At 67.6% G+C, this 17,889-nt stretch carries 15 protein-coding genes and 1 tRNA gene; 13 read left to right on the plus strand and 3 right to left on the minus strand.

Annotated features, from left to right (window positions below; genetic code table 11):
• The first annotated feature begins 34 nt into the window (after positions 1-34).
• From fdhE to AC5O77_RS05075, 6 genes are all read left to right on the plus strand, one after another.
• Positions 35-1,018, plus strand: a complete 984-nt coding sequence (fdhE, locus tag AC5O77_RS05050; protein ID WP_478057740.1) for a formate dehydrogenase accessory protein FdhE — start codon at positions 35-37, stop codon at positions 1,016-1,018.
• A 4-nt stretch (positions 1,019-1,022) separates the two neighbouring features.
• Positions 1,023-2,447: an L-seryl-tRNA(Sec) selenium transferase gene (gene selA / locus AC5O77_RS05055; RefSeq protein ID WP_478057741.1), complete on the plus strand. Its 1,425-nt coding sequence runs from the start codon at positions 1,023-1,025 to the stop codon at positions 2,445-2,447.
• Entirely contained in the window at positions 2,444-4,375 is a 1,932-nt protein-coding gene (gene selB, locus AC5O77_RS05060; protein WP_478057742.1) for a selenocysteine-specific translation elongation factor, read from the plus strand. Before selA ends, selB begins: the two co-directional genes overlap by 4 nt.
• Before the next feature lie 24 nt (positions 4,376-4,399).
• Positions 4,400-4,495 (plus strand) — tRNA-Sec (locus AC5O77_RS05065).
• Between the two features lie 26 nt (positions 4,496-4,521).
• Positions 4,522-5,601: a selenide, water dikinase SelD gene (gene selD, locus AC5O77_RS05070; protein ID WP_478057743.1), complete on the plus strand. Its 1,080-nt coding sequence runs from the start codon at positions 4,522-4,524 to the stop codon at positions 5,599-5,601.
• Positions 5,602-5,783: 182 nt separating this feature from the next.
• Entirely contained in the window at positions 5,784-6,929 is a 1,146-nt protein-coding gene (locus AC5O77_RS05075; RefSeq protein WP_478057744.1) for a Fic family protein, read from the plus strand.
• A 151-nt stretch (positions 6,930-7,080) separates the two neighbouring features.
• Here the strand turns inward: AC5O77_RS05075 and AC5O77_RS05080 are convergent, their stop codons facing one another.
• Complete coding sequence (locus AC5O77_RS05080) at positions 7,081-7,941, minus strand: YicC/YloC family endoribonuclease (protein ID WP_478057745.1); 861 nt, start codon at positions 7,939-7,941, stop codon at positions 7,081-7,083.
• A gap of 124 nt (positions 7,942-8,065) precedes the next feature.
• Here AC5O77_RS05080 and rph point away from each other — a divergent pair, with 124 nt between their 5' ends.
• The 7 genes from rph (at position 8,066) to pepQ (ending at position 15,311) form a co-directional block, all read left to right on the plus strand.
• Positions 8,066-8,791, plus strand: coding sequence for a ribonuclease PH (gene rph, locus AC5O77_RS05085; protein WP_012512000.1), 726 nt, complete (start codon positions 8,066-8,068; stop codon positions 8,789-8,791).
• Positions 8,788-9,177, plus strand: coding sequence for a VOC family protein (locus AC5O77_RS05090; protein WP_032956062.1), 390 nt, complete (start codon positions 8,788-8,790; stop codon positions 9,175-9,177). Before rph ends, AC5O77_RS05090 begins: the two co-directional genes overlap by 4 nt.
• Positions 9,174-9,770: an RdgB/HAM1 family non-canonical purine NTP pyrophosphatase gene (gene rdgB / locus AC5O77_RS05095; protein WP_014038346.1), complete on the plus strand. Its 597-nt coding sequence runs from the start codon at positions 9,174-9,176 to the stop codon at positions 9,768-9,770. The genes AC5O77_RS05090 and rdgB overlap by 4 nt, the downstream gene beginning before the upstream one ends.
• A 56-nt stretch (positions 9,771-9,826) precedes the next feature.
• Positions 9,827-11,053: a radical SAM family heme chaperone HemW gene (gene hemW / locus AC5O77_RS05100; protein WP_478057746.1), complete on the plus strand. Its 1,227-nt coding sequence runs from the start codon at positions 9,827-9,829 to the stop codon at positions 11,051-11,053.
• Positions 11,054-11,253: 200 nt separating this feature from the next.
• Positions 11,254-13,533 carry a DUF1631 family protein gene (locus AC5O77_RS05105; protein ID WP_478057747.1) on the plus strand — a complete coding sequence of 760 codons (2,280 nt, stop codon included), beginning with the start codon at positions 11,254-11,256 and terminating at the stop codon, positions 13,531-13,533.
• The gene (locus tag AC5O77_RS05110; protein ID WP_180838787.1) at positions 13,530-13,904 is read left to right on the plus strand and encodes a PilZ domain-containing protein; all 375 of its coding nucleotides are present in this window, start codon (positions 13,530-13,532) and stop codon (positions 13,902-13,904) included. Before AC5O77_RS05105 ends, AC5O77_RS05110 begins: the two co-directional genes overlap by 4 nt.
• 75 nt (positions 13,905-13,979) lie before the next feature.
• The gene (gene pepQ, locus AC5O77_RS05115; protein WP_478057748.1) at positions 13,980-15,311 is read left to right on the plus strand and encodes a Xaa-Pro dipeptidase; all 1,332 of its coding nucleotides are present in this window, start codon (positions 13,980-13,982) and stop codon (positions 15,309-15,311) included.
• A 556-nt stretch (positions 15,312-15,867) separates the two neighbouring features.
• Here the strand turns inward: pepQ and AC5O77_RS05120 are convergent.
• Together AC5O77_RS05120 and AC5O77_RS05125 are read right to left on the minus strand one after the other, a co-directional pair.
• Positions 15,868-17,190, minus strand: coding sequence for an aminopeptidase P N-terminal domain-containing protein (locus tag AC5O77_RS05120; protein ID WP_100437673.1), 1,323 nt, complete (start codon positions 17,188-17,190; stop codon positions 15,868-15,870).
• Positions 17,191-17,195: 5 nt separating this feature from the next.
• On the minus strand, positions 17,196-17,744 hold the full coding sequence (locus tag AC5O77_RS05125; RefSeq protein ID WP_032128368.1) for a YecA/YgfB family protein: 549 nt from the start codon (positions 17,742-17,744) through the stop codon (positions 17,196-17,198).
• Positions 17,745-17,889: the final 145 nt, after the last annotated feature.

Raw genomic sequence — 17,889 nt, forward strand, 5'->3', positions numbered from 1 at the left:
GAGGATGGAGCCTGGTTCTTCTGGCTGGCCCTGCATGGCGCAACGCATCCTTGAACCCGGTGAGATCGAGACGCTGGCCTCGCGCGATGTTCCGCGCATCATCCTGCCCGATACCGCGTCGCTGTTTGCCGGACGTGCGGACCGCCTGCGCAGTCTGGCTGCACACAGTGCCATCGGTGGTTACCTGCAGCTGCTGGCGGCGTTGGCCGATGCGCAGCAGGCGCTGCTGGAGGATCTGACACCGCAGCAACGCGAGGAACTTCAGGCACAGGCGCGTGCACAGCAGTCGAGTGCGGCGGCCGGCGCCGGCATGCCGTTGCGGCCGGCCAACACACTTCAGCTGGATGGCCGTTGGCGCGACTGGCTGCGCACGCTGTGCCAGCACTGTGCCGACGAGGCCGGGCTGCCGATGGAAACCCGTCAGGAGCTGCAGCGCGTCGCCGCGGCCGACGACGCCTGGCTGGATGCGCAGGCGCATGCGGTGCTGGAGCGTGATGACGCGCCGTCGGTGGATGCGGTGGCTGCGCTGCTGGTGATGAACGCGCTGCAGGTCTACTGGGCGGTGCTGGCGGACAGCTTCCGCCCCACCGAGCTGAAGCCGCTGGCCGATGCACCGGGGCTGTGCCCGCTGTGCGGCACCCTGCCGGTGGTCAGCGTGGTGCAGGCGCGGCCGCCCTATGCCTCCTACCGCTACCTGTCGTGCTCGCTGTGTGCCTGCCAGTGGCACTACGTACGCGTGCAGTGCAGCCAGTGTGGTGCCGCCGGCAAGGACATCGCCTATCGCGCCCTGGCCGATGTGGACGGCGACAGCGGCGAGGCGGTTCGCGAGAACGCGGTCCGGGCCGAGACCTGCGACCACTGCCACAGCTACCGCAAGATCCTGTATCTGGAGAAAGACCCGTCGCTGGAGCCGGTGGCCGATGACCTCGGCACGCTGGCGCTGGACCTGCTGCTGGCAGAGGAGGGCTATGCGCGTGCCAGCCAGAATCCGCTGCTGTGGCAATCCGACGGCGAGTGAGGCGATGACAGCCACGCCCCCCACCCCGGCATCGGTTTCCGCCCTGCCCTCGCTGGACCGGTTGCTGCGTCTGCCTGCCTTGGCAGCACTGATCGAGGGCCACGGCCGCAGCCGTATCACCCAGCTGCTGCGTTCGCACCTGCAGGTGCTGCGCGACCGTATCAGCGCCGGCCAGCTCTCGGCCACGCAGCTGCAGGAAGCGGTTGACGGCCCGGCGCTGGTGGCAGCAGTCGAGGCCGCACTGGCCGCTGACGCACGGCAGGATCTGCAGCCGATGTTCAATCTGACCGGCACCGTGCTGCACACCAATCTCGGCCGCGCATTGCTGCCGGATGCCGCCGTGCACGCGGTCACCCGCGCGATGACCGCGCCGGTGGATCTTGAATTCGACATCAGCCGCGGCCGTCGCGGCGACCGCGATGCACGGGTGCAGGCATTGATCTGCGAACTGACCGGCGCTGAAGCCGCCACTGTGGTCAACAACAATGCGGCGGCGGTCCTGCTGCTGCTCAACAGCCTGGCCAACCGCCGCGACGTGGTGGTGTCACGCGGCGAGCTGGTGGAGATCGGTGGCGCCTTCCGCATTCCCGATGTGATGCGCAGCGCCGGCGCGCGGTTGCTGGAAGTGGGTACCACCAACCGCACTCATCCGGCCGACTTCGCCAGCGCCATCGGCACGCGCACCGCGCTGCTGATGGAGGTGCACGCCAGCAACTACGCGATCAGCGGCTTCACCGCCAAGGTCGACACCGCGGCGATGGCCGCGATCGCGCACGAGCACGGCCTGCCGCTGGTGGTGGACCTGGGCAGCGGCAGCCTGTGCGATCTGGCCACGTTCGGCCTCCCGCACGAAGCCACCGTGCAGGAAACGCTGGCGGCCGGCGCCGACCTGGTGTCGTTCAGCGGCGACAAGCTGCTGGGTGGTCCGCAGGCCGGCATCATCGCCGGCCGCGCCGACCTGATCGCGCGGATCAACCGCAACCCGCTGAAGCGGGCACTGCGCATGGACAAGATGGGCCTGGCCGCACTGGAAGCGGTGCTGGCCCTGTACCGCGAGCCGGAGCTGCTGGCACAGCGGCTGCCGACCCTGCGCACCCTGTCACGCACGCAGGAGGACATCGATGTTCAGGCTCAGCGCCTGCTGCAGCCGATGCGTTCCGTGCTGGCGGCCGACTACGATCTTGAACGGTCACCAATGCAGAGCCAGATCGGCAGCGGCGCCCAGCCACAGGCGCAGCTGGCCAGCGCCGGACTGCGCATTACCAGCGCGCGCCGTGGCGGACTGGATCGCCTGGCCAAGCGCTTGCGTCAGCTGCCGCGGCCCGTGTTGGGCCGCATTGCCGATGACGCGCTGTGGCTGGACCTGCGCTGCCTGGAACCGGCCGACGAAGCCGACTTCCTCGCCCAGTGGAGCACGCTGCAGGCATGATCGTCGGCACCGCCGGGCATATCGACCATGGCAAAACCAGCCTGGTACGCGCGCTGACCGGCATCGAAACCGATCGCCTGCAGGAAGAGCGAACGCGCGGTATATCGATCGAACTGGGCTACGCCTATGTCCCGGTGGAAAGCAGGGACGCCGAAGGCCCGGCTGCGACGCTGGGTTTCGTCGACGTGCCAGGCCATGAGCGCTTCGTGCATACGATGGTGGCCGGCGCCACGGGTATCGATGTCGCCCTGCTGGTGATCGCTGCCGACGACGGCGTGATGCCACAGACCCGCGAGCATCTGGCCATCCTGCAGCTGCTGGGCGTGGATCGCGGCGCGGTGGCGCTGACCAAGATCGACCGTGTGGATGCGGCACGCCTCTCCCGGGTCGAGATCGAGATTGCCGCGCTGCTGGCCGCGACACCGCTGCAGGATTCTCCTCTGTTCGCCTGCAACAGCACCGCACCCGACGATGCCGGCATCAGCGCACTGCGTACCCAGCTGCACGCATGGGCGGCGGACGATGCCAGCACACGCCAGGCCGAACTGCGCAGCGAACTGTTCCGCATGCCGGTGGATCGCGTGTTCTCGCTGGCCGGCCACGGCACACTGGTAACCGGCGCGGTGCATGGCGGCATCGCCGCGGTGGGTGAGCATCTGCAGCTGATGCCAGCCGCCACCGACGTGCGCGTACGCAGCATCCATGCGCAGAACCAGGCCAGCGAGCACGCGATGGCTGGGCAACGCTGCGCACTGAACCTGGCCGCTATCGCCCGCGACGACATCCGCCGTGGCGACTGGATTGCCGACGCGCGCGCACTGCTGGCCACTACCCGCGTTGATGTGCGACTGCGGCTGTCCGCGTTGGCCGCACCGTTGCGCGACTGGTCACCGCTGCACATCCACTGGGGCACGATGCACCGGCAGGCCCATGTGGTGCTGCTGGAAGACCACGACCACGGCGATGGTCAGTTGGTGCAGCTGGTGTTCGATGCACCAGTCTGCGCGATGTGTGGCGATCGTTTCATCGCCCGTGATTCAGCAGCCACCCACACACTGGGCGGTGGCGTCGTGCTCGATCCGGATCCTCCGCAGCGGCGTCGGCGCAGTCCTGCGCGGCTGGCCTGGCTGGGGGCACTGGAGCAGCTGGCGGCCGGTGCCGGTGTTGTCCCGCTGCTGCAGCAGGCACCTGCCGGCATTCCCCTCACCGCGTTGCAACGCTATTGCCGACGCGCTGCCGACCGCATCGACCTGCCCGAGGACGCGCGACGCATCGCGACCCGCGATGACACGGTGATCATCCTCGCACCGCACTGGCAAGCACTGCGCGAGCAGGTGATCACCTCACTTCGCGGCTGGCACGAGCGACGCCCGGACGAACCCGGTGTCGACAGCGGGCGCCTGCAGCGCAGCACCCTGCCCATGCTGGCGAGCAGCCTGTGGAATGCCCTGCTGCAGGACCTGCTGGCCGATGGCACGCTGCAGCGCGTGGGCGCATGGTGGCGCCTGCCCGGCCATGACCATGCGCCACCGGAACGCGAACGTCTCCTGCTGGAACGCGTGCTGCCGCAACTGCACGCCGGTGGCTTCGATCCGCCGTGGGTGCGCACCCTGGCCGCCGATATCGGTCTGGCCGAGGAGGATATCCGCGCGGTCCTGCGCCGGGCCGCCGCGCGTGGCGATCTGTTCCAGGTGGTACCGGACCTGTTCTATGCACCGGCCCGCATCGCCGAGCTGGCCACGATCGTCGCGCAGCTGTCACAGGCCACCGGCACGGTGGATGCGGCCACGTTCCGCGATGCCATCGGCCTGGGCCGCAAACGCAGCATCCAGATCTTGGAGTTCTTCAATCGCGTTGGCTACACTCGACGCGTCGGTGACCAGCATCGGCCGCGCGGCGACCTGCAGTGGAACGCAGCCCGCGACTGAGCCCACCGGTACCGCCGTACTTTCGGAAGGCATGCGCATCCGGGCATGCGGCTGGGCTTCAAACCCAGTAGGGGGCGTCGATCGTTCCCTGGTAGGTTCGACTCCTGCTGCCTTCCGCCATTCGCGTTCCCGCAGGAGATGTCGGCATGGCCACGCACGCGCAGTCCCCCGCCCCTTCAACGGCCGATGCCCCGCAACGACTGACCTCTCTCGCGCATGGCGGCGGCTGTGGCTGCAAGATCGCGCCGGGCGTGCTGAGCGAACTGCTGCGTTGCGTTCCAGCGCTTCCCGCTCCGGCTGAGCTTCTCGTCGGGCGCGAGACCAGCGACGACGCCGCGGTGTACCGCCTCGATGATCGCCAGGCAATCGTCGCCACCACTGATTTCTTCATGCCCATCGTCGACGACCCGTTCGACTTCGGCCGCATCGCCGCCACCAACGCGCTGTCGGACCTGTACGCGATGGGCGCCCGGCCGTTGTTCGCACTGGCCATCGTCGGCATGCCGATCAACACGCTGCCGCAGGACACGATCCGCGGCATCCTGCAGGGTGGCGAACGCGCCTGCGCCGATGCTGGCATCGTGGTCGCTGGTGGCCACAGCATCGATTCGGTGGAACCCATCTACGGCCTGGCCGCGATCGGCGTGCTCGACCCGCAACGACTCAAGCGCAATGCCGATGCCCGCGCCGGCGACGTGCTGGTGCTGGGCAAGCCGTTGGGCGTGGGCGTGTACTCGTCAGCACTGAAGAAGGAAGTGCTGGACGCCGACGGCTACCAGCAGATGATCGCGTCGACCACCCGCCTGAACACCGTGGGCGTGCCGCTGGCTGCGCTTGACGGCGTGCATGCCATGACCGACGTCACCGGTTTCGGCCTGCTCGGCCACCTGCTGGAAGTGTGCCGCGCCAGTGGCGTGGCCGCCGAGGTGGACAGCGCGCAGATCCCGTTGCTGCCGCAGACGCTGGACCTGCTGCAACGCGGCTGCGTGACCGGCGCCTCCAACCGCAACTGGGCCTCGTATGGCGCCGAGGTGCGCTTCGCCGAGGGCTTGGCCACCCACTGGCAGCCACTGCTGACCGACCCGCAGACCAGCGGCGGTCTGCTGGTGTCCTGTGCCCCGGAAGCCTTGGATGCGGTGCTGGCCTGCTTCCACAATGCGGGGTTCGGCCAGGCGGCCGTGGTGGGGCGCTTGAGCGAGGGAGCGCCGGGCGTCAGGGTGGTTTGAGATGTTCTTGCCTCGGGCGCGCATCCCCCGCCGTTGAGATCCGCAGCCATGGCGGTGGCACCACTTCATCGGTTTGCTCGGATAACGTGCCACTGGGAGCAACCTCAGCACTATTAAAGCATGCTTTAATAGCGGCCGGGATTCTTAAAGATCCCTTTAACAACGCCTCGCCAGGAGCGCAAATGCCCAGGACCACCGGCACTTACACCACCACCGATTCGGGCGGCGAGCTTGTCAAGGCCTTCGTGCCCCATCCATTGCCGCCCACGATGCCGCCCCTTGATCCTGCTTGCTACATGGCCAATGCGGCAGCCGAGGCGGCGCTGGGACGGCTCTCCGCCATGTCAGGTTTGGTCGCTTCTGCTGAATGGCTGATCTACAGCTCCATCCGCAAGGAGGCCTTGTTGACCTCCCAGATGGAAGGCACTCAGGCGACACTGACGGATCTGCTGGATCAAGAATCCGGAATCGACGTGGCTAGTACCACAGACGTCAGCGACGTGACGAATTACCTGCAAGCGTTCGCGTATGTGCGAGACCAGCTGAAGCACGATCGGGGCCTGCCGATCTCAACGCGCCTGCTGTGCGAAGCACATAGCATCCTTTTGAACAGTGCGCGCGGCGAGCAGAAGCTACCTGGTGAAGTGCGCCGCTCCCAGAACTGGATCGCAGGTACCCGGCCAGGCAATGCTCTTTGCGTCCCCCCTCCTCACATGGAAGTCGGACGGTTGCTGGGTGAGATGGAGCACTATATCCACGAGACTACGACAGACCTTCCTCCTCTGGTCCGCATTGCCTTGATCCATGCACAGTTCGAAACGATCCACCCGTTCCTTGATGGCAATGGGCGCATAGGCCGCTTGCTGATTGCAGCATTGCTGGAAGACTGGAAGCTGCTGCCGGAGCCACTGCTCTATGTCTCTGGCGAACTCAAGAAACATCAAGACGAGTACTACCGGCTTCTGTCAGCCATCCGCGCCGATGGCGACTGGGAGAGTTGGATCCGCTTCTTCCTCGACTGCACGACCGAAGCCGCCGAGAACGCCCAAAGAAACATCATCGACATCGCCTCACTCATCGCAGCCGACCGGAGAAAGGTCATGGCTGCGAAAGACGGCACGGTGCAGGCGATCCGCTTGTTCGAAATGCTGCCTACGATGCCGCGCTTCACCATTACATTTGCAGCTGAAAGGCTGGGGGTGACATTTCCCACCGCCAGCGCGGCTGTCAAAGTCCTGCAAAGCGTTGACGTCCTTGTCGGTACCGGGAATCAGAAACGGAACCAGCAGTTCAGCTACAAGCAATACACCGAACTGCTGCAGCGCTAGGGAGGTAGGCGCAGCCCGCGCATCGAAGTGAAGACGTTGAATTTCCCCCTAATGCGTACCCAGGCGGATCAACGATCCCCCATCACACGCTCGTCCCAACCGCCAGGGCACGCATCTTCGATGACCTGACGGCACGCCCGGCCACGCCCTATCACTCGATGTTCTGCACCTGTTCGCGGATCTGGTCGATCAGCACCTTCAGCTCCACCGCGGCATTGGACGTGCGGCTGTCCACCGACTTCGAGCCCAGCGTGTTGGCTTCGCGGTTGAACTCCTGCAGCAGGAAGTCCAGGCGGCGGCCGACCGGCTCGCGCTGCTTGAGCACGCGGCGGATCTCGACGATGTGGCTGCCGAGGCGGTCCAGCTCTTCATCCACGTCCAGCTTCTGCAGCCACAGCACCAGTTCCTGCTCGGCGCGACCGGGGTCGACCGGGTGCGGCAGGTCAGCCAGGCGGGCGGCCAGCTTGGCGCGCTGGCCGTCGCGAATGGCCGGAATCAGCGTGCGCACTTCGGTGGCGATGCGTTCGATGCCGTCCACGCGCTCGCTGATGGCAGCGGACAACTTGCCGCCTTCACGTTCACGGGCTTCGACGAAACCGTCCAGCACCTGGTCCAGCAGCGTAAGGGCCTCGGCCTGCAGGGCGGCGGCATCGGTGGCCTCGCCGCGGGTGACGCCCGGCAGCTGCAGCAGATCGGTGAAGCTGACCTGCAGGTTGGGGAAATCGGAGGTCAGGCGGTGCGCCAGGCGACCCAGCTGGCCCAGCAGGGCCTCGTCCACCTGCAGGTTGGCGGCGGCTTCCGGCGCGCGCAGGCGCATCACCAGATCCAGCTTGCCACGGCTCAGGCGCGCGGCAATGCGCTCGCGCAGCTGCGGCTCGAGCGCCCGCAGTTCCTCGGGCAGGCGGGTGCCGACCTCCAGGAAGCGGTGGTTGACCGAGCGCAGCTCGCAGCCCAGCGTGCCCCACGGGGTGACCCGCTCGCCGCCGGCATAGGCGGTCATGCTTCGAATCATGGAATGTGTCCGGTGCGTGCAAAGGGGGAATGGTACCCTAGCGCCCTCACCAGAGCCCCCTTGCCCGCCCCGTGAAGGCCGCGGGCGTGGCGGCGTACTCCCTCGCCATTACGGAACCCGCACCATGTCCGATTCCCGCCCCAGCGGCCGCCAGCCCGACCAGCTCCGTCCGGTCGTCATCCAACGCGGCTTCACCCGCCACGCCGAAGGTTCGGTGCTGGTCTGCTTCGGTGAAACCCGTGTGCTGTGCACCGCCAGCGTCGAGAACCGCGTGCCGGGCTTCCTGCGCGGCAAGGGCGAAGGCTGGGTGACCGCCGAGTACGGCATGCTGCCGCGCGCCACCCACACCCGCAGCGACCGTGAAGCCGCCCGTGGCAAGCAGGGCGGCCGCACGCTGGAGATCCAGCGCCTGATCGGCCGCAGCCTGCGTGCCTGCGTGGACCGCAACGCGCTGGGCGAGCGCACCATCACCCTCGACTGCGACGTGCTGCAGGCCGACGGCGGCACCCGCACCGCCGCCATCACCGGCGCCTACGTGGCCCTGGTCGATGCGGTGAACGTGCTGATGAAGCGTGGCGACATCAAGCGCAACCCGATCCTGGGCGCAGTGGCCGCGGTGTCGGTGGGCGTCTACCGCGGCACCCCGGTGCTGGACCTGGACTACGCCGAAGACAGCGACTGCGACACCGACATGAACGTGGTGATGAACGACGGCGGTGGCTTCATCGAGCTGCAGGGCACCGCCGAAGGCCATGCCTTCCGCCGCGATGAACTGGACGCGCTGCTGGGCCTGGCCGAGAAGGGCGTGCGCGAGCTGCTGGACGCACAGCAGGCGGCGCTGTCGGCATGAACCGCCGCATCGCCCTGACCACCCTGGTGGTGGCCGACTACGACGAAGCCATTGCCTGGTACACCGGCAAGCTCGGCTTCGCGCTGCTGGAGGACATCGACCAGGGCCACAAGCGCTGGGTGGTGGTGGGGCCGACCGACGGCAGCGCTGCCGCCCTGCTGCTGGCCCGCGCCAGCGACGAGGAACAGCGCAGCCGCATCGGCAACCAGACCGGTGGCCGCGTCGCCTTCTTCCTCAACACCGATGACTTCCACCGCGACCACGCGGCGATGCTGGCCGCCGGGGTCGAGTTCCTGGAAGCGCCGCGCGAAGAACCCTATGCAACGGTCGCGGTGTTCCGCGATCTGTATGGCAACACCTGGGACCTGCTGGAGCCCCGTCAATGAAGAAACTGGTACTGGCCAGCCACAACGCCGGCAAGCTGGTGGAGATGCAGGAGATCCTCGCCGACCTGCCGCTGCAGATCACCTCGGCCGCCGAGCTGGGCCTGGGCGACGTGGAAGAAACCGGCCTGACCTTCGTAGAGAACGCGCTGCTGAAGGCGCGCGCGGCCTGCGAAGCGACCGGCCTGCCGGCGCTGGCCGATGATTCGGGCCTGATCGTCGATGCCCTCGGCGGTGCGCCGGGCCTTTACAGCGCGCGCTATGCCGGCCACCCGACCAATGCCGCGGCCAACAACGCCAAGCTGCTGGAGGCGATGGCCGACGTTCCCGATGGCCAGCGCGGCGCCCGCTTCTATGCGGTGATCGTGCTGCTGCGTCACGCCACCGATCCGCAGCCGCTGATCTGCGAAGGTCGCTGGGAGGGCCAGATCATCCGTGAACTGCGCGGCACGAATGGTTTCGGCTACAACCCGGTGTTCCTGGACACCACCCACGGCCTGACCGCCGCGGAGATGGAGCCGGCCCTGAAGAACGCCATCAGCCACCGTGCCATTGCCCTGCAGCAGCTCAAGCAGCAGCTGGCGACGCTGTACTGACGCCACCCGATCGAACCAGGGAAGCCGGCCAGCGGCCGGCACTACCGAAGAAGCCCATGCCGCACGCCCACGACCACTGCAACCACCTGCCCGGCGAAGCCTGTTCGGCGGACCACGACACTTCGGTACGACTGGTGCCGCCGCCGCTGTCGCTGTACGTGCACCTGCCGTGGTGCGTGCGCAAGTGCCCGTACTGCGATTTCAATTCGCACCAGGCCAAGGGTGAGCTGCCGTTCGATGCCTACATCGATGCGCTGCTGCGCGACCTCGACCAGGACCTGCCGCTGGTCTGGGGCCGGGTGGTGCACAGCGTGTTCTTCGGTGGCGGCACGCCCAGCCTGTTCCCGCCGGAAGCAATCGACCGTTTCCTGCAACAGGCCAGCGCACGCCTGCGTTTCGCGCCCAATGCCGAAATCACCCTGGAAACCAACCCGGGCACCGCCGAGCATGGCCGCTTCGACCGCTATCGCGCGGCCGGCGTCAATCGCCTCAGCTTCGGTATCCAGAGTTTCGACGATGCGATGCTCAAGCGCCTGGGCCGCATCCACGACAGTGGCGAAGCCGAGCGCGCGGTGAAGATGGCGCAGGACGCGGGTTACGACAACTTCAACATCGACCTGATGTACGCGCTGCCGGAACAGACCCTGGCCGGTGCCGAGGCCGATCTGGAACGTGCGTTCGCGCTGCAGCCGGCGCATATCTCGCACTACCAGCTGACCCTGGAACCGAACACGGTGTTCTTCGCGCGGCCGCCGCAGGGCATTCCCGATGAAGACAACGCCTGGGACATGCAGGAACACTGCCAGGCGCTGCTGGCGCAGGCCGGTTTCGCCCAGTACGAGGTGAGCGCCTACGCGCGCCCCGGTCGGCAGAGCGCGCACAACCTGAACTACTGGCGCTTCGGCGATTACCTCGGCATCGGCGCCGGTGCGCACGGGAAGATCAGCTCCGGGGCTGAAGAGCACGTACTGCGACGCTGGAAGCTGAAGCATCCGCAGGCTTATCTGGACAGCGCGGGCACCCCGGCCTCGTTCGGGGGTGACGATGTGATCGCGCCTGAGCGCCTGCCCTTCGAGTACATGCTGAATCTGCTGCGCCTGCACGAAGGCTTCGGCCTGCGCGATTTCGAGTCGCGTACCGGGCTGTCGCGCAGCGTGCTGGATGCACCGCTGGCCGAGGCCGTGCAGCGCGGCTGGCTGGACGTGACCGATGGCCATGTGCAGCCGACCGAACTGGGCCGCCGTTTCACCAACGATGTGGTGAGCCTGTTCCTGGAGGAGTGATCCTCGCCTGACGGGGGTAGTGCCGGCCGCTGGCCGACAGCTCGATCGGCGCGGATTGCCGGCCAGCGGCCGGCACTACCGTTCATCGGTCGGGCCATGCCTGGCGAATGGGATGCACATTCGCCCTAAAGTAGCGCCGACAGCGGCCGACACGGTAGATTCACCAGATCGATCCGCGGGAATCCGGATACCGCCTGCCGATGTCAGCTGTCTTTTCCATCACTCCTGCCGACAAGAACCGCCTGGCCGCCAGCGACCTGCCACCGCGGGTACGTGAGCTGCTGGGCGCGCTGATCGGCCTGTGCCGGCAGACGCTGGTCGCGCCCCTGATCCTGACTGTCGAAGCGCTGGAGCAGACCCTGCTGCACGACGCCGATCGCGCACGCAATCCGCAGCAGCAGGCCGAACTGATGGCCCAGCGTGGACAGCTGCACGCCTTCGCTGGCCACTTCGCCGACCGCATGCTCGATGCCGTTGCCGACGCCCTCGCACGGTTGCGCGAACCGGCCAACGGTGTCAGCACCAGTGCTACGCCGCCAGCGCTGCCGGGCATGCTCGGGCTGTCGCTGGTTGATGAGCACGAAGTGGATCGCGACCTGCTGCTGACCGAGATGGTGCGGCGCGAGACCCTGCGTTCAACCAACACACTGAACCTGCTGGGCCAACGCCTGGGGGTACTGGCGGCGGCGCCGGCCTTCGAGGCCGACACCCTGCCGCTGGCGCCGCAGGCACTGTGCGCGATGGTGCGCCGGATTGCCGAACAGGACGCGCTGAGCGTCGAGGTACAGCTGGCGCTGTATCGCAGTTTCGAACGACAGGTGCTGGAACGGCTGGGCGATATCCTTGACCGTGCCAATGCGCTGCTGGCCCAGTCCGGCGTACTGCCGGGGCTGGTCTACACCCCCTACCTGGCACGCTCGTCGAGCACGCGTCGGATCATCACCCAGTCGGTGGGTGGCGGCCGCACCACGCAGCCGGCCAAGCGCAGCGCGGCCCCACTGACCGGCTGGAACGGTTCGGCACCGGCCGGCTCCTGGTCCAGCCTGGTACAGGACGCCTTCCACGAGGGTGGTGCAGCCGGCCCCGCCACGCCGGGCGTGACCACATCCACCGGCAGTGCTTTGCATGAGCTGCTGCAGCAGGCCCGGCACGCCAGCCCTGCCCCGGCGGACAGCGGCGCAGTGCCCAGTGCGGCAGTCGACGCGGTACTCGCGCGTCTGCAGGCTCAGTCCAGCGCGGCAACCGGCGTGGCCGACCTGCAGGCGGCCGTGGTCGCGCAGCTGCGCAGCGAGCATGGTGCGCAGGCCCAGCTGGGCAGTCACGACCGGGACAACCTGGACCTGCTGCGCATGCTGATGCAGCAGGTGCAACAGCAGCAACGTCCCGATCCGGTGCCGGCCGCCCTGCTGGCCCGCCTGCAGGTGCCCCTGGCACGCGCGGCCATGGCCGACCCGGGCTTCTTCGTACGCGACGAACATCCCGCGCGTGAGCTGCTCAACCAGATCGCCGAAGTCGGCGCCAACTGGCTGGGCGACGACGATGTCGACCCGCAGCTGCTGCAGCGCATGGCGCAGAGCGTGCAGGGCCTGCTGGGGCAGGATGCGCGCGCACCGGAGGCCTTTGCCGCCGCCAACGAAGACGTGCAGCAGCACCAGCGCGCGGCGGCCCATCGTGCCGAACTGGCCGAGCGCCGCCACGTGGAAGCCGCGCGCGGCAAGGAACGATTGGAACTGGCCCGTCGCCAGGCCACCGCACAGATCGACCAGTGCTGCGACACGCAGTCGCCACCGCGCTTCGTGCAGACCCTGTTGCGCCAGGCCTGGGCCGATGCACTGACCCTCACCCGCCTGCGCCATGGCGATGATTCGCCACAGTGGCAGGAACGACTGCAACAGACCGAGCGTATCGCTGCCATCACCGCACAGGCCATCGACGCCCCCGGCGGCACCGATACCGCGTTGGCAGCGGACGTGGAGGCCGCACTGCTGCAGGTCGGCTACCACGCCGAGGAAGCCGCCGCCGTCGCGCGCAGGCTGGCCACGCCCGGCGGCGAGGATGAAAGCACCTCGCGTACCGAACTCAGTGCCCGCCTGAAGGCACGTGCGCGCCTGGGCGAACACGCCGGCGCGCCCACCGGCACGGCGCCTGCAACGCCCCGCAGCAGTGCCGAAGAAGCCGCCTACCAGCAGCTGTCCACGCTGCCGTTCGGCAGCTGGTTCGACATCGATACCGGTGATGGCACGCTGCGCCGCCAGCGCCTGTCCTGGTACAGCCTGCTGACCGGCCACGCCCTGTTCGTCAATCCACGCGGGCAGAAGATCACCGATACCGACCTGGATACGCTGGCACGGCAGATCAGTGCCGGGCGCGCGCAACTGGTCACCGAAGACAAGGGCCGGCTGGTCGACCGTGCCTGGGAAGCCAGCCTTGGTGCGCTGCGCGCACTGGCCACGGGCCGCGCACAGGAGACCCCCGCATGAAAGCCGTACCGCCGCAGGACACCCGCCGCGCGCCGCGCCGCCAGGTCTCGGACCTGGTGCCGGTCACCGACCAGATGCGCGAGTGCGTGGTCGGGCGCCTCGGCAATGTCTCCGAAACCGGCATGCTGATGCTGGCCAGCGTGCCGCTGCGCGAGGATGCGCTGTACCAGCTGCGCTTCCCGTTGCCGCTGGGTGATGGCCGCCAGCAGGCCATCGACGTGGGCGTGCACCTGCTGTGGAGCGAGCCCGCACACGTTCCCGGCCAGAGCTGGACCGGCTTCCGCTTCCTGACCCTGTCACGCGAACATCGGCAGCTGCTGCGCCAGTGGGTGGGCGAGGACAGCGACGAGGGACCGGTTTCGACGGTCTGAGTGCCGGTTCCGGCACAGCGGTTTTTCGCGGTATGCGGCAGAATCTAGGGCCGTTTTCCGTGTCGAGCCACCGCAATGATCCAGCAAGACCCCGGCGCCCTGTATTCCGACCACCTGGCCGTGCTGTGCCGACGCGCCGAACAGGCGCTGGCCCGCGGCGGCTTCGATCATCTGGTGGTGCCCAGCGGCACCCTGCACTACCAGGTGTTCGACGACCGCGACTACCCGTATGCGGTGAATCCGCAGTTCAAGGCCTGGCTGCCGCTGACCCGCGTGCCCAACAGCTGGATCGTGTTCACCCCCGGCAAGCGCCCGGCGGTGATCTTCCACCAGCCGTTCGATTACTGGCACGTGGTACCGGACGCCCCCAGCGGCTGGTGGGTGGAGCACTTCGACATCCACATCATCCGCAAACCCGAAGAGGCACTGGCCCTGCTGCCGGCCGACCCGTCGCGCTGCGCGATCCTCGGCGAGCCGCAGAGCACGCTGGGCAACTACGTGCCGAACAACCCGGCGCCGGTGGTGAACTACCTGGAATGGCACCGCGGCAACAAGACGCCGTATGAAATCGCGCTGATGCGCCAGGCGCAGGTGCTGGGCGTGCGCGGCCACCGTGCCGCCGAAGCCGCGTTCCGCAACGGCGCCGACGAGTTCAGCATCCACATGGCGTACTGCCAGGCCGTCGGCCAGGATGCCAACGAGCTGCCCTACGGCAACATCGTGGCGTTGAACGAACACGCCGCTGTGCTGCATTACACCGAGCTGGGCCGCAAGGCGCCGCAGCCGCTGCGCAGCTTCCTGATCGATGCTGGTGCCAGCGCGCACGGCTACGCCAGCGACATCACCCGCACCTACGCCGCACAGGGCCACGACGAATTCGCGGCGATGATCGCCGCCGTCGACGCTGCCCAGCAGCAGATGTGCGCAGCGGTGCGCCCGGGCTTCGACTACAAGCAGCTGCACGTGGACGCACATCTTTCGCTGATGGGCGTGCTGAAGGACTTCGGCGTGATCAAGGTCTCGCCGCAGACCGCAGTGGAAACCGGCGTCAGCGCCGCGTTCTTCCCGCACGGCATCGGTCACCTGATCGGCCTGCAGGTGCACGACGTGGCCGGCTTCGCGGCCAGCGATGAAGGCGGCCGCATCGAGCGCCCGGCCGGCCATCCGTACCTGCGCCTGACCCGCGTGCTGGAACCGGGCATGGTGGTGACCATCGAACCGGGCCTGTACTTCATCGACATGCTGTTGAATGAAGTGAAGGATGCCGGCCATGGCGATGCGATCAACTGGGACCGCGTGGATTTCTTCCGTCCGTATGGCGGCATCCGCATTGAAGACGAAGTGCTGTGCACTGAAGGCGAGGCGGACAACCTGACGCGACCGGTGTTTGCGGCGGCCAACGGCTGAGCCCCTCGTGGTTTGACGCTTGGAGCTAAAGCCGCGCTTGGCCGGGCGGGGTGGGTTTGCAGGACACGCCGTAAACCCATCCATGGGGGCTCGATGGCGCCATCCATGGCGCCAACGGTCCTGCAAACCCACCCCGCCCGGCCTTTGACAGTTTCCTGCCGCGTCCAACCACGGAAAAGAAAAAAGAAAAGCAAAAGCGGGTCGCTCGCTGCGCTCGCTCTGTGTCGACCAAGGTCGACATCTACCAACAGCCGCGCGTTCCAACGGCCGCAGTGGCCAGTAGATCCACGCCATGCGTGGATGATTCATTCGATATCTGACAGATGTGCCGACCAACGGTCGGCACCCACCAACAGCCGCCTGAACCTGTCAAAGGCGGGGCACTGTGGGTTTGCGGGGTGTGAGCCGCATGGATGCGGCGACCAAGCCTACAGGGACGTACTTGCGGCGTCCCCGCAAACCCACAGTGCCCCGCCCTCCCACGGAATGCCGCTTCGGCTTTTGACGTTGCCGTTGATTGCAGCAGGTGCGGGGCTGCAAGCCCTGCCGAAACCCCTTACCCCGCCATCACCGCTTCAATCTCGTCGGCGCTGCGCGCCAGGCCTTCGGTCAGCACGCGATGCCCGTCATCGGTGATCAGCACGTCATCCTCGGTACGGATGCCGATACCGCGCCAGCGCGGCTCCACCGTCGTATCGTCCACACCGATGTACAGCCCCGGCTCGATGGTGAACGCCATGCCCGGCTCCAGCAGCCGCGAATCGCCGGCCAGGCGATAGTCACCCACGTCGTGCACGTCCATGCCGATCCAGTGCCCGGTCTTGTGCCGGTAGAAACGCTGGTACAGGCCCTCGGACAGGTTCTTTTCCAGCGTGCCCTTCAGCAGGCCCAGCCGCAGCAGGCCTTCGGTCAGGGTCTGCACCGCCGCCAGGTGACCCATCTCGTAGGCCACGCCCGGCTTGGCCTGGGCCAGTGCCGCGGCCTGCGCGTCACCGACCAGGTCGTGCAGCGCGCGCTGCTCGGCGCTGAAGCGGCCGTTCACCGGGAACGTGCGGGTGATGTCGCTGGCATAGCCGCGGTATTCGGCACCGGCGTCGATCAGCACCAGCTCACCATCGCGCGAACGTGCGTTGTTGTCGCGGTAATGCAGGATGCAGCCGTTGCGGCCCGCACCGACGATGCTGCAGTAGGCCGGCACGGCATCGTTGGCGCGGAACACGCGTTCCAGTTCGGCCTGCAGTTCGTATTCGTGGATGCCGGCCTTCGCCGCTTTCATCGCCGCCAGATGTGCGCGCACGCTGATCTGCGCGGCGTGGTGCATCAGCGCCACTTCGGCACCGGACTTGAACAGGCGCTGCTCGTGCAGCAGGTGGCCCAGCTCCAGGAACTCATGCGGCGGCTGCGCGCCGTGGCGCACCTGCGAGCGAACACGGTTGACCCAGCCGATCAGCTTCAGGTCGAAATCGGCGTCGCGGCCGAAGTGGTAGTAGACGCGCGAACGCCCTTCCAGCAGGCCCGGCAGGATGTCGTCCAGATCGTCGATCGGGTACGCATCGTCCATGCCGTACTGCGCCACCGCACCTTCCTGGCCGGCGCGGCTGCCGTCCCAGGCCTCGCGCTCGGCATCGCGCTCGCGGCAGAACAGGATGGCCTCGCCGTGGCGGCGGCCCGGGATCAACACCAGCACCGCTTCCGGCTCCGGGAAGCCGCTCAAGTACTGGAAGTCCGAATCCTGCCGGAACGGGTAATGGGTATCGAGGCTGCGCACCTTCTCGGCGGCGGCGGGAAGCACCAGGATCGCATCCTCGCCGGCCATGTCCATCAGCTGGCGGCGCCGACGCTTGTATTCGCCGGCCGCGATGCCGGTGCGCTGCTTGATGTCCATCAGTTCAGGCGCTGCCGATGGCGCGAGGCCAGCACCACGTCACCGTGCAGCAGCAGTACCGCCACGCGGATGAATTCCTCGATCTCGGACAGGGCTTCGTCATCGTCATCGCCGCCGGCCTCGAAATCCTCGCTGGAGGCACGCGCCAGGCTGGCCATGTCGGTCAGCGCTTCTTCGCCCTCTTCGGACAGGGTCGGGCGGCGGCCGCCGCTGCCCAGGCCGAAGCCGCCCAGGAAGGAACGGGTCCAGCTGAACATGGCATCAGCCTGCGCGGACACGTCGTCGCCATCGGTCAGCAGCAGTTCGAAGGCGAAATCGCGGTCTTCCAGTTGCTTGATGGTGACCTGCAGCAGCTGCCCCAGCACGCTGTCGGCGGCCACCGGCGGCAGGTTGTCGTCGGCCAGCACACGCGCCGGCCAATCATTGCCGGGGGCACCACCGGCGGCCAGCCAGCCGCACAGTGCGCCGTGCAGCTCGGCAGCGGTGGCGCCCAGGCCCAGTTCCTGGCTGGCGCGGGTAACGTCGTCGACGGAGGGAAGTTCGGTCATCGTGCGGCTCGTTCGGAAAGGAAACCCGGGGCGCGCACGCGCGCGCCCGTGAGACCCCGTAGTGTAGCAACCCGACGGCATCCTCTCTGCGACCGTCAGGCCTTGCTGCGACAACGCTTGACCGCCCTTACCCGGCTTGCCTATC

This window comes from Stenotrophomonas sp. INTA L402-1 (assembly GCF_059295135.1).